The 12,226-nt window shown below is 34.3% G+C and carries 11 protein-coding genes; 3 read left to right on the top strand and 8 right to left on the bottom strand.

The annotated features are described in order from the left end of the window. Window positions 1–118: 118 nt before the first annotated feature. From FQU21_RS12575 to gcvP, 4 genes are all read right to left on the bottom strand, one after another. Window positions 119–970 (bottom strand): glycosyltransferase family 2 protein, encoded by an 852-nt coding sequence (locus tag FQU21_RS12575; RefSeq protein ID WP_147678349.1) that lies wholly within the window; start codon window positions 968–970, stop codon window positions 119–121. A gap of 2 nt (window positions 971–972) precedes the next feature. Beyond that, window positions 973–1,875, bottom strand: a complete 903-nt coding sequence (locus tag FQU21_RS12570) for an FkbM family methyltransferase (RefSeq protein WP_147678348.1) — start codon at window positions 1,873–1,875, stop codon at window positions 973–975. Window positions 1,876–2,100: 225 nt separating this feature from the next. Further along, window positions 2,101–3,159 carry a 3-oxoacyl-ACP synthase III family protein gene (locus tag FQU21_RS12565; protein WP_147678347.1) on the bottom strand — a complete coding sequence of 353 codons (1,059 nt, stop codon included), beginning with the start codon at window positions 3,157–3,159 and terminating at the stop codon, window positions 2,101–2,103. Window positions 3,160–3,261: 102 nt separating this feature from the next. After that, the gene (gene gcvP, locus FQU21_RS12560) at window positions 3,262–6,111 is read right to left on the bottom strand and encodes an aminomethyl-transferring glycine dehydrogenase (protein ID WP_147678346.1); all 2,850 of its coding nucleotides are present in this window, start codon (window positions 6,109–6,111) and stop codon (window positions 3,262–3,264) included. Window positions 6,112–6,232: 121 nt separating this feature from the next. Here gcvP and FQU21_RS12555 point away from each other — a divergent pair, with 121 nt between their 5' ends. Then, window positions 6,233–7,060 (top strand): UbiA prenyltransferase family protein, encoded by an 828-nt coding sequence (locus FQU21_RS12555; protein ID WP_147678345.1) that lies wholly within the window; start codon window positions 6,233–6,235, stop codon window positions 7,058–7,060. Window position 7,061: 1 nt separating this feature from the next. On the opposite strand, the gene FQU21_RS12550 is transcribed toward FQU21_RS12555, so the two are convergent. From FQU21_RS12550 to FQU21_RS12535, 4 genes are all read right to left on the bottom strand, one after another. Beyond that, window positions 7,062–7,325 carry a hypothetical protein gene (locus tag FQU21_RS12550; protein WP_187269381.1) on the bottom strand — a complete coding sequence of 88 codons (264 nt, stop codon included), beginning with the start codon at window positions 7,323–7,325 and terminating at the stop codon, window positions 7,062–7,064. A gap of 2 nt (window positions 7,326–7,327) precedes the next feature. After that, window positions 7,328–7,879 (bottom strand): sigma-70 family RNA polymerase sigma factor, encoded by a 552-nt coding sequence (locus FQU21_RS12545; RefSeq protein ID WP_147678343.1) that lies wholly within the window; start codon window positions 7,877–7,879, stop codon window positions 7,328–7,330. Between the two features lie 287 nt (window positions 7,880–8,166). After that, a complete protein-coding gene (gene obgE, locus FQU21_RS12540) occupies window positions 8,167–9,162 on the bottom strand; it encodes a GTPase ObgE (protein ID WP_147678342.1) in 996 nt (331 codons plus the stop codon). A gap of 103 nt (window positions 9,163–9,265) precedes the next feature. Continuing rightward, on the bottom strand, window positions 9,266–10,375 hold the full coding sequence (locus FQU21_RS12535) for an adenylate kinase (protein WP_147678341.1): 1,110 nt from the start codon (window positions 10,373–10,375) through the stop codon (window positions 9,266–9,268). A 137-nt stretch (window positions 10,376–10,512) separates the two neighbouring features. On the opposite strand from FQU21_RS12535, the gene FQU21_RS12530 reads away from it, so the two are divergent. Both FQU21_RS12530 and purE read left to right on the top strand, forming a co-directional pair. Beyond that, window positions 10,513–11,667 (top strand): 5-(carboxyamino)imidazole ribonucleotide synthase, encoded by a 1,155-nt coding sequence (locus FQU21_RS12530; protein ID WP_147678340.1) that lies wholly within the window; start codon window positions 10,513–10,515, stop codon window positions 11,665–11,667. Between the two features lie 70 nt (window positions 11,668–11,737). Continuing rightward, window positions 11,738–12,220: a 5-(carboxyamino)imidazole ribonucleotide mutase gene (purE, locus tag FQU21_RS12525; RefSeq protein ID WP_147678339.1), complete on the top strand. Its 483-nt coding sequence runs from the start codon at window positions 11,738–11,740 to the stop codon at window positions 12,218–12,220. Window positions 12,221–12,226: the final 6 nt, after the last annotated feature.

The following is a 12,226-nucleotide window of genomic DNA, read 5'->3' as shown; positions in this document are numbered from 1 at the left end:
TTAAGCACGATTATTTATTGGCCAGTTGTAAATACACTCGTAAAAAGATATAACGGATAGCGCGGTTTTTATTTTTCTTAAAAACCCGCCATGATATGTATGGAATTATTTTAGTGCATTAAATTTTGAATTTACCTTTTATACCTTGCCAGCGTAGGTTACGAATATATTTACCCTCGTCTATGGTTACTAAGGGGGTTATGTTTTCTCGTTTCGCTTTGAAGTATCCTGAAATATAATCCTTGAATAAAGTGAGACTTCTTTTTTTATAAGCTAATTTTATAGCTGAAATTAGGGTTATTGTAAATCCGTATCGCATTTTATACATGGCTTCACCTTGGAGGTATTTAGACGCTTTATTATAGCTTATACCTGTAGGTTTTAGGTGTTTTACTTGTAAAGATTCATCAGTAAGAATGTCCCAACCATAATATTTAGCTAAGAGTTCATCTACTGTATCCCATCCCATTGAAGATTTTAGTTTTCCTATTTCTAGAAAGCAAGCTTTTCTGTATGCTTTTAGAGCGCCTCTTATATGGTCTTTGTTGGTTAAGTCTTCTAGTACCCAATCGTTATTTTTTTTAATGTAGCAAAAGCCTGCAGCCATACCTAGTTTTGGATTTGAGTTGAAATGACTTGATAATTGTTGTAGGTAATGGTTTGGGAAAATGAGATCGGCATCAAATTTACATATCACGTCGTAATCTGGATCTAAAGTATTAAACCCTTTATAGAATGCATTTATAATCTTGGTTCCTGGTAAATGAGCTTTTGAAGATTGATTGTTGATTAGTGTAACAAAAGGATATTTTTCTGTAAAGTCACGAACAATTTTTTCTGTGTTATCGCTTGAATTATCATTTATAACAACAATTTTTTTAGGAAGAAGGGTTTGGTTTACTAAAGACTCTAAAGTAAGACCAATAGAGCTTTCTTCATTATGTGCGGGAATAACAATGTGTATATTCAAAACTATTTAATTATAAATTCGGATATTAAATTTAATTTGGATTTAGGCACAAAAAAGCAGTTTCTAATACCGTTATCAATGGTTCTTGCAATTGTTGGCACTTTTTTTAAACCCTGTGGTGTGTGATTATAAAATTCATAACCTAGCCCTTTAAAGAAGTGGTCTAATTCGTTTTCTATAGTATTGTATAAAGTTTCACAAATTATTATTGGTTTAAATTGTTTGATGGCGTGTTCGCCAGATTTTAGGATATCGATTTCAGTGCCTTCGGTATCTATTTTTATTAAATCTATTTGGTTTATGTTTTCTTGAGTTATAAAATGCTCTAAAGTTATGGCAGTAACCGTGTTTTTTATAAAATTGCGAGAGGTTGTTTTTGTACCAGCGTTACCTTCTCCAGATAGGTTGTATTTTAAGTTTTTATATTTTAAGCTTTCTACTTCATAAAAATCGATGATTCCTGTTTGGTTGCTTAAAGCCAAATTGATTGATTTTATTATATTTTGAAAATTATTTAGTGCAATATTTTTATTTAAGTAATGCTTTGGGCCAATAGCAGGCTCAAAGGCATATACTTTTATATTGGGGTTGGACTTTGCAGCTATAAGCGAATAGTAACCTATATTAGACCCAATATCTAAAAAAACCGTTGTGTTTTTGGAAAGTTTTTCGAAAATCTCCGAATATTCAAATGATTTATATCCATTCCAAAAAAGGAGTTGTGTGAGGTAACTCGTTTGATTGGTAGCTAATTTTATATGACCAGAGTCTGTTTTTAAGGTTATCGTTCCTGAAGGAGGAATTTTTATACCCGTCAATATTGGACTTAAACCTAAATTTATATGTCGTAATATATAATTTATATGCTTCTGATATATGATCTTGTAAAATGGTTGTAAATTCATTCGATTGTAATGTTTGGTAAATATATTGAGATTAATTCTTGATTTATATATCTACGCTACATTATTTTAAGTTTTGGTCTATTTTAAGGAGTGTAAAAAGATTATAAGTAGTTGTTGGATTTTTTATATAAAAATAGATGGAACCATTAAAAAAAAGTGAGGTAAACACCTTTTATATATTGCTATTAAAAGATATTTACCTCACTTTTGTTAAAACACTATATTTTAATGTTTATAGACAATAGCATTTATATTCATACCTGCTCCTACACTTGCAAAAAGTATAATATCACCTTTTTTAATTTCTTGATTTTCAAGTTCTCCTTTTAAGATTATGTCGAGTAAAGTTGGTACTGTTGCAACGCTAGAATTTCCTAATTTTGCTATGGACATAGGCATTATACCTTCTGGCATATCTAAGTTGTATAGTTTAAAGAAGCGTTTTACAATGGCTTCGTCCATTTTTTCGTTTGCCTGATGGATTAATACTTTTTTAACGTCTTTAATATCGATATTTGTTTCGTCTAGGCAAGATTTCATGGCTAGGGGAACATTGGTTAACGCAAATTCGTAAATTTTACGTCCGTACATTTTAATATATCGACGGTCTTCTTTTATCTCTGGGTTATTGGTTTCCCCGAAATAAATATAGAGCGCCTCATCTAAAGAATGTGTGGCTGATTTGTGATTTAGTATGCCGCCTTCATCATCTGTAGCTTCAATAATGACCGCTCCAGCTCCATCGCTATAAATCATAGAATCACGATCGTGAGGGTCAAGGATTCTAGATAGTGTTTCTGCTCCTATCACTAAGCATTTTTTTGCAATACCTGCTTTTATAAAAGCATTAGCTTGTATTACACCTTGTATCCAGCCTGGACATCCAAAAAGAAGATCGTAACTAACACAGTTAGGATTTTTTATGCGCAGTAAATGTTTAACTCGGGATGCCATACTTGGCACGGTATCACTTTGTATGCTTCCATGACGTACATCGCCATAATTATGTGCGACTATGATATAGTCTAAATCTTCTCTGTTAATTTTAGCGTTTTCAATGGCTTTTTCAGCAGCGAAGGATGCTAAATCTGATGTGTTTAAATGTTTGTCTGCATACCGACGTTCATCAATACCCGTAATGGCTTTAAATTTCCTGACAATGACTTCATTTGGTGCATTAATAAGTGTACCATCTGTATTTAAAAATTCGTTATTGTGAAAATCTTCATTTTTTTCAACGTAGGATGGAATGTAACTTCCTGTTCCAGTAATTTTAATATTCATTTTACAAAAAATTGCCGATATGGTTTATTATATCGGCAATATATAATCTTCTTAAAAAATAGAGAAATTGATTTAATTAAATTTACGATGTTCAAACGGTTTTTAAGCTTCTATATACTCTTCAATAGGTGTGCATGAGCATATTAAATTGCGATCTCCATGGGCATCATTAACGCGTCGAACACTTGGCCAGAATTTGTTTTCTCGCACGTAACCTATTGGAAAAGCTGCGGTTTCACGAGAGTAAGGGAAATTCCATTGGTCTGAAGTAATCATGTCTAAAGTATGCGGTGCGTTTTTTAATACGTTATTATCATCTTCTTTAGATACACTGTCTATCTCTTGTTTAATGGATATCATGGCGTCGCAAAAACGATCAATTTCTGCTTTACTTTCACTTTCTGTAGGTTCAATCATTAAGGTTCCGGCTACAGGAAAGGATACGGTAGGGGCATGGAATCCATAATCCATTAAGCGTTTGGCTATGTCGGTAACTTCAATACCATTTACTTTAAATGGACGACAATCTACAATCATTTCGTGAGCTGCACGGCCGCGTTCTCCAGAATATAAGGTATCAAAATTACCTTGTAAACGTTCTTTGATGTAATTGGCGTTTAAAATGGCTAGTTTTGTAGATTCGGTTAAACCTTCAGCCCCCAGCATTTTAATATATCCATAAGAAATTAAACAAACTAAAGCCGATCCAAAAGGGGCTGCAGAAATAGCAGAAATAGCTTTTTTACCACCGGTTTTTACTACTGGATTGCCTGGAAGAAAAGGAACCAATTGTTTGGCAACGCATATAGGACCAACACCAGGACCACCACCACCATGAGGAATAGCAAAAGTTTTATGTAAATTTAAATGACAAACATCTGCTCCAATATTTCCAGGGTTTGTTAGGCCTACTTGGGCATTCATGTTGGCGCCATCCATATAAACTTGTCCGCCGTTATCGTGAATTATTTGTGTAATTTCTTTAATAGCCGACTCGTAAACACCATGTGTAGATGGGTAAGTAACCATTAAACAAGCTAAATTATCCTTATGTAATTCTGCTTTTTCGCGTAAATCGTCGACATCAATATTTCCTTCTGCGGTCGATTTTGTTACTACGACTTTCATACCAGCCATAACGGCACTAGCAGGATTTGTTCCGTGTGCCGAGGATGGAATTAAACATATTTTTCTATGGGCATCTCCACGAGATTCGTGATATGCTTTTATTACCATTAAACCGGCAAACTCACCTTGAGCTCCAGAGTTTGGTTGTAATGATGTGGCTGCAAATCCAGTAATTTCTGTAAGTTGATTTTCTAATTCTTTTATTACCGTTAAGTAACCTTTGGCTTGTTTTTTAGGTACAAAAGGATGAATATTTGCCCATTTAAAAATGCTTAATGGTAACATTTCGGATGCTGCATTAAGTTTCATAGTACAAGAACCTAAAGAAATCATAGAATGATTTAGAGATAAATCTTTACGTTCTAACATTTTTATATAGCGCATTAATTCTGTTTCAGAATGGTGCGTGTTGAAAATATCGCTTGTTAAAAAATCGGATTGGCGTTGCGCAACAACATCGATATTATTAAAATTTTCAATAGCAGAAATGCGAATTGTTTTTTTATCTGCAGCTTCAGCAAAAACAGAAATTAAATAGTTAATATCTCTAATTGAAGTGGTTTCATTTATAGAAATAGTTACTGTGTTTTTATCGGGGTAGTAAAAGTTAACCTTTTTTTCTGTAGCTACTTTTTTGATTTTTTTCGCTTTCGTTTTTATTTGAAGCGTATCAAAAAACGAAGAGTTAACTTGTTTGTATCCTAATTTTTCTAAGGCATTAGCTAAAGTTACAGCTTTGTTATGCACTTTATTGGCAATGTGTTTTAAACCTTTTGGGCCGTGATATACGCCGTACATACTTGCCATAACGGCTAAAAGCACTTGAGCAGTACAAATATTTGATGTGGCTTTATCACGTTTAATATGTTGCTCACGCGTTTGTAAGGCCATACGTAAAGCACGATTACCATTGGCGTCTTTAGTAATTCCAATAATACGTCCGGGAAGATCACGTTTGTAAGCTTCTTTTGTTGCAAAGTAAGCGGCGTGAGGACCTCCATACCCCATAGGGATTCCAAAACGTTGGGTAGTTCCAACCACAACATCGGCACCAAACTTACCAGGTGCTTCTAGTTTTACTAAACTTAAAATATCTGCTGCTACGGCAACTTTTATTCTGTTATCGTTAGCTTTTGATATAAATGATTTGATGTCTGTAATTTGACCATCTTTTCCTGGATATTGAAGAATAGCACCAAAAAAATCTTCAGAAAAACTAAAGTCTTCTTCTTTGCCAACAATTAATTCAATACCAATAGGGTAGGATCTGGTTTTTAGTAAAGCTAAAGTTTGAGGCAATATATTTTCGGAAACAAAAAACTTATTAATTCCAGATTTTTTCTGGTCACGCTCTCTAACAGCAAAAAGTAAACTCATTGCTTCGGCTGCTGCAGTACTTTCATCCAGTAGCGATGCATTAGCAATTTCCATTCCGGTTAAATCAATAACCATGGTTTGGTAATTTAAAAGGGCTTCCAATCTACCTTGTGCAATTTCTGCTTGGTATGGTGTATACGCAGTGTACCAGCCTGGATTTTCTAAAATATTACGTTGGATAACTGCAGGTAATATTGTTGGGTGATATCCTAAACCTATATAAGTTGTGTAGGCTTTGTTTTTTTTCGATAATTCATGGATATGCAATAAATACTCATGTTCCGTCATGGGATCATCTAAATTCAACCCTTTTTTTAGACGAATATCATTGGGGATGGTTTCATTTATAAGCTGATCCAAAGAATCTACACCAATAGTTGTTAACATTTTTTTTTGGTCGTCTGCTTGGGGACCAATATGACGTAAAGCGAAAGCATTTGTATTCATTACAGTTACAATTTGTTATATAATTCGCAAAAATAAATAATAATTGATGTCTTGAGTTGCAGAAATAGGAAAGTTTTGAACCATTTAAATATGTTATCAACAGTTTGTTTATTTTTACGGCATGAAGCTCGTAAAACAACTTTTTAATTTTTATTTGAATAGTAGTATACATGTCGCGTTATCAGTTTATTCTTTAACATATATAACGCTTTTAGAGTTTGGTTTTTCGTATGAAAAAAATGTACTTTGTTTTGTGTTTTTTGCCTCCATTACGGGGTATAATTTTGTAAAGTATTTTGGGGTCGCCAAATTCCATCATCGTGGCTTGACTGGGTGGTTAAAGACTATTCAGGTTTTTTCTTTTTTCGCTTTTATTTTGATGTGCTACTATGGTTTTCAGTTAAGTACAAGTACTTTAGTTTGTATTGCAGGATTTGGTTTGGTCACGTTTTTGTATGCCATTCCTTTTTTACCTAAAAAGTTATTCTTAGATCAAAAGAATAATTTAAGAAGTATTGGAGGACTTAAAATTTATCTTATTGCCTTGGTTTGGATGGGCGTTACCGTATTCCTTCCCTTAGTAGAAAATAATTACACTATTGATACTGATGTGATTTTAACGGCTGGACAGCGCTATACTTACATTTTGGTATTAATGTTACCTTTTGAAATTCGAGATTTAAAATTTGATAGTTTAAAATTATCCACAGTACCTCAAAAAATTGGAGTGAAGGGGACGAAATTAATGGGGGTTTTGTTGTTGATACTGTATTTTTTATTAGAATTTTTTAAGGATGAAACCCATCAAATAAAAGTGTTAATTTTACTTATAATGTCTCTAGTTACGGGAGCGTCTGTGTTAATATCTAATAAGCAACAAAGTGTGTATTTTGCGTCGTTTTGGGTAGAATCTTTACCTATTTTATGGTTGGTTTTAATGCTTTTATAAACTAGTTTTCTTTTGTTTTTAAAGCTTGTTCTAGTTCTTTTTTCATTATTTCTTTACATTCTGGCGTTAGGCAATCTACGTGCGATTTTTTAATGCTTTTGGTTAATTTTCCATTGTTTTTAGAATAGCGTCTACAGGCTTTACAAATTGCTAAATGTAAAGTTAGTTTTAGTTTTTCCCATATGTTAGCCTCGTTGTATTGGCTTTTATCGCAAATATGATTTGCTTCATCGCAAGGTATAAATATGTTTATTTTTTTACTCATAATTAAAACCAATTTTCTTTTAAGCAGTCGGCCATAGCAGTTCGAGCTCTATGGATAATTACCCATAGGTTAGACGCAGTAATGTTTAGTTCATTACAAATTACCTCGGTTTCATAATTAAGTATGGTTTTCATTTTAAAAACACTAGCTTGTTTATAGGGTAATTTACTTAAACAGTTGTGTATAGCATTGCCTAACTCCGTGTTTTGCATGCTATCTTCTGCTGTTTTGTCGAAGGGATCTGCAATACGCTCTTCGAGCCAATTTCCTTCTGTTTCTGTGTCGTTATATTGCACTCTAACCTCTGCTTTGCCTTTATTAGAATTTATTTTTCGGTAGTGATCGATTATTTTTCTCTTTAAAATAGATACTAGCCAAGTACGTTCGCTAGCTTCTCCTTTAAAATTTTTCATTGATTTTAAACCAGCGAAAAAGGTGTCCTGTACCAAATCTTGCGCAATTTCTCGATCGTTTACACGGGTAATAGTGTAATTAAACAAGTAGTCGGCATATAAATCTATCCATTGGTCTGGATGTATTTCGTGTTTCGGCATGGCTTAAATATTTTTATCAAAAATAGAGTAAAAATATGAATATGTTTTATTTTGATGTTAATATTAACAGCTCTTACTATAAGAAAACAATAGGCTTGTAGTAAATTATTTCTTTTTTTGAAGGTAAATTGGCTAAAAGATAGCGATCAAATAAATTTTAGCAGGTTTTTACTTGTATTTGTGATTTCAACAGTATAGGACAGACTAAATGTTTTGAGCTCCCCGACCGAAGGAAGGGAGCGAGTAGTGAAAGCGCGACCCTTTTGGGTAACGCCCTAAATAAGGTATTAGTTAAGCATTTTCCATAGTGTATCTTTTAATTCGGTAATACCTTTTTGGGCTACAGACGAAATAAATAAATAAGGAATTGGAAGTTCGTTGTCTAGTTCTATTTTTAACTCGGCTTGAAGTTCGTCGTCTAGCATATCGCATTTTGATATGGCTATTATACGATCTTTATCCAGCATTTCTGGGTTGTAACGACGGAGTTCATCGAGTAAAATATCGTATTGTTTTTTAATGTCTTCTGCATCGGCAGGAATCAGAAACAACAAAATGGAGTTACGCTCAATATGACGTAAAAAGTAATGCCCTAAACCTTTACCTTCGGCGGCGCCTTCGATAATTCCAGGAATATCGGCCATAACAAAGGTTTGGAAATCACGATATTCTACAATTCCTAAATTTGGTTTTAGGGTCGTGAATTCGTAATCGGCAATTTTTGGTTTAGCAGAAGTTACTACAGATAATAGGGTTGATTTTCCTGCATTTGGAAAACCTACTAGACCCACATCGGCAAGTACTTTTAACTCTAAAGTGATGTACTTTTCTTCCATAGGTAAACCCGGTTGCGCATAGCGTGGGGTTTGGTTTGTGGAAGAGCGAAAGTGCCAGTTTCCTAGACCACCTTTTCCACCTTCGGCAATAATTTGCTCTTCTCCGTTTTCGGTGATTTCCAGAAGTATTTCGTTGGTTTCTGTATCGCGAACTACCGTTCCTAATGGTACGTCTAGGTAAAAATCTTCCCCATCGGCACCAAAACTTCTACTTTTTCCACCATTTTCTCCGTGACCGGCACGAATGTGTTTTTTAAATTTTAAATGCAGAAGGGTCCAAAGGTTAGCGTTTCCTCGCAGAATAACGTGGCCTCCACGACCACCATCTCCACCATCGGGGCCACCTTTGGTTATATATTTTTCACGATGTAAATGGGCCGATCCACGGCCACCTTTACCAGAGCTTACGTACATTTTTACGTAATCTACAAAATTTCCTTCTGTCATTTTTCTTTCTTGTTTATTTGCTTTTTTAAGTTGTTTAGTTGGTGTAATACCAAATAAGCGTATCTGTTCCTTCTAAACAGCTAATCGAATAAACGTTTACAACTTATAGATTGTCTATTGTTGTGCTTAAACGCACGGTAATTTCTTCGATACTTCCAACGCCATCAACACCAAAATATTTGTTTTGTGCGTTGTAATAATCTTTTAATATGGCGGTTTTGCTGTAATATTCTGTAATTCTATTTCTAATAATAGATTCATCAGCATCATCGGCTCTTCCACTTGTTTTTCCTCTTTCTAATAAACGACCAACTAAAATTTCATCGTCAACCTCTAGAGCAATCATGGCATCAATTTGCGAATCTTTGCTTTCCATTAATTTATCTAAAGATTCAGCTTGTGCATTTGTTCTTGGGAAACCATCGAAAATAAATCCGTTGGCATCAGAATTTTTTTCAACTTCAGCATTCAACATATCTATAGTTACTTGGTCTGGAACAAGTTCACCTTTATCAATAAACGATTTGGCTAACATACCTAAAGCGGTTTCGTTTTTAATGTTAAATCTAAAAACATCACCGGTAGAAATGTGTACCAAGTTATATTTTTCTTTTAAAAAGTTTGCTTGAGTTCCTTTACCTGCTCCTGGAGGGCCAAATAGTACTAAATTCGTCATGTGTTGTGTTTCTTTTATTTGATATATTTCTGGTATATTACGTCCTAATCCATCGTAATCTAGGCCGTAACCTACAATAAATTTATTAGGGATTTCTATACCAACATAGTGTAGTTTAAAGTCTTTTTTATACGCTTCGGGTTTGTAAAATAGCGTGGCAATTTTTAACGATTTTACATTTTCATTTTTAAAAATGCGGTGTACTTCTGCAAGCGTATTTCCAGTGTCTATAATGTCTTCCAGAATAACTACGGTACGTCCAGATAAATCTTGGGTTAAACCAATTAAACGTTGGATGTCTTCGGTAGATTTCACACCTTCATACGATGCTAATTTGATGAAAGTAACCTCACAAGGTTTTGGATATTTTTTTACAAAATCGCTTACCACCATAAAGGAACCGTTAAGAATTCCAATAAAAACAGGGATTTCATCTCCAATATCATTTGCTATATCATCGGCCATTTTTGCTAAAGCCTCATCGATTTGTTTAGCTGGAATAAATGGTTTAAAATATTTGTCGTGTAACTTGATCACCGTTATTAATTTTTAAAGTGGCAAAGATAATCAATAGATTAACGTTTTAAGCTTTTTTGATTTATGAATTGAAGCCTATTTTAAGATTATAACGTATTTTTGCTTCCAATTATGACGATTTAGTTAAAAACAAGCCAATGAATTACTTTTCCTCCAATTTTAAACTCGGTATTTTAGGCGGTGGCCAGCTGGGAAAAATGTTACTTTACAACACGCGAAAATTCGATATTTATACCTGTGTTTTAGAATCTAGCAATGAAGCGCCTTGCAAAACAGCTTGCGATGAATTTCATCTTGGAGATTTAATGGATTATGATGCGGTTTATAACTTCGGAAAACAAGTAGATGTTTTAACTATTGAAATTGAAAACGTCAATATCGACGCTTTGGAAGTGCTTGAAAAAGAAGGTGTAAAAGTATATCCGTCGGCCAAAACATTGCGTATTATTCAAAATAAAGCGACACAGAAATTGTTTTATGTAGATCACAACATTCCAACCTCGCCATTTACGCGTTTTGCTTTTACTTCGGAAATAAAGGAAGCTTTAAACCATGGCGGTTTAAGCTTGCCTTTTGTTTGGAAGTGTGCACAATTTGGGTATGACGGTACCGGTGTTAAAATTGTAAAAACGGTGGACGATTTAAACGATTTGCCAAACGTAGAATGTATTGCTGAAAATTTAGTGCCTTTTAAAAATGAATTGGCGGTTATTGTTGCAAGAAATGCCGATGGTGAAACTAAAACCTATCCGGTGGTGGAAATGGAATTTCATCCGGAAGCTAACCAAGTAGAATATGTTATTTGTCCTGCGAGAATTGATGCTGCTGTTGCTGAAAAAGCAGAAGCTGTAGCATTAAAAGTTTCTGAAGCTATTCATCATGTGGGATTATTGGCGGTAGAAATGTTTCAAACACAAAACGATGACATATTAGTGAACGAGGTGGCGCCAAGACCTCATAATTCTGGACACCAAACTATTGAAGCGAGTTACACCTCGCAGTTTGAGCAGCATATTCGTGCCGTTTTAAATTTACCTTTAGGCCGCACCGATAATAAAGTGGGTGGGGTTATGGTAAACCTTGTTGGCGCCGAAGGTTTTAGCGGCAATGTAGTTTACGAAAACATCGAAACAATCATGAAAATGGATGGTGTAACGCCACATATTTATGGTAAAAAACAAACCCGTCCGTTTAGAAAAATGGGGCATGTCACCATTGTAAATGAAGATTTAAATGAAGCCAGACGAATTGCCGAAGAGGTTAAAAAGTCTATTCGGGTCATTTCAGAATAAAAAAACAAGATGGTTTTTAAAGTTGAAACCATTCAAAATAAAATAATTATAAATTTAATTCATATAAAAAATGAATAAAGTAGGAGTTATCATGGGAAGCAAAAGCGACCTGCCAGTAATGCAAGATGCTATAGATGTTTTAAAAGGATTTGATATAGAAGTTGAAGTAGATATTGTTTCGGCACACCGCACACCCGAAAAATTATTCGATTATGGAAAACATGCACATACTAGAGGTTTTGCTGTTGTTATTGCAGGTGCAGGTGGCGCAGCACATTTACCAGGCATGATTGCATCTTTATCGCCATTACCAGTAATTGGTGTTCCTGTAAAAAGTAGTAATTCTATAGATGGTTGGGATTCTGTATTATCTATTCTGCAAATGCCAGGTGGTGTTCCAGTTGCTACGGTAGCTTTAAACGGTGCAAAAAATGCGGGCATTTTAGCAGCTCAAATTATTGGAGCTAGTGATAAAAACGTTCTCGATAAAATTATAGCCTATAAAGAAGCACTTAAAGTAAAAGTAAACGAATCGGCTAAAAATTTAGGATAAGCTTAA

The sequence above is a fragment of the Algibacter pacificus genome (genome assembly GCF_008033385.1).
Taxonomy (GTDB): domain Bacteria; phylum Bacteroidota; class Bacteroidia; order Flavobacteriales; family Flavobacteriaceae; genus Algibacter; species Algibacter pacificus.
Note: the sequence above shows the minus strand (reverse complement) of the source record. Positions and strands in the feature narration are given on the sequence as shown.

Excerpts from the sequence above, each read along its gene's own strand:
- FQU21_RS12545 (WP_147678343.1), bottom strand. The coding sequence starts at position 7,879 with ATGCCGAAACACGAAATACATCCAGACCAATGGATAGATTTATATGCC.
- FQU21_RS12530 (WP_147678340.1), top strand. The coding sequence starts at position 10,513 with ATGAATTACTTTTCCTCCAATTTTAAACTCGGTATTTTAGGCGGTGGC.
- FQU21_RS12555 (WP_147678345.1), top strand. The coding sequence starts at position 6,233 with ATGAAGCTCGTAAAACAACTTTTTAATTTTTATTTGAATAGTAGTATA.
- FQU21_RS12570 (WP_147678348.1), bottom strand. The coding sequence starts at position 1,875 with ATGAATTTACAACCATTTTACAAGATCATATATCAGAAGCATATAAAT.
- FQU21_RS12550 (WP_187269381.1), bottom strand. The coding sequence starts at position 7,325 with ATGAGTAAAAAAATAAACATATTTATACCTTGCGATGAAGCAAATCAT.
- gcvP (WP_147678346.1), bottom strand. The coding sequence starts at position 6,111 with ATGAATACAAATGCTTTCGCTTTACGTCATATTGGTCCCCAAGCAGAC.
- obgE (WP_147678342.1), bottom strand. The coding sequence starts at position 9,162 with ATGACAGAAGGAAATTTTGTAGATTACGTAAAAATGTACGTAAGCTCT.
- FQU21_RS12565 (WP_147678347.1), bottom strand. The coding sequence starts at position 3,159 with ATGAATATTAAAATTACTGGAACAGGAAGTTACATTCCATCCTACGTT.
- purE (WP_147678339.1), top strand. The coding sequence starts at position 11,738 with ATGAATAAAGTAGGAGTTATCATGGGAAGCAAAAGCGACCTGCCAGTA.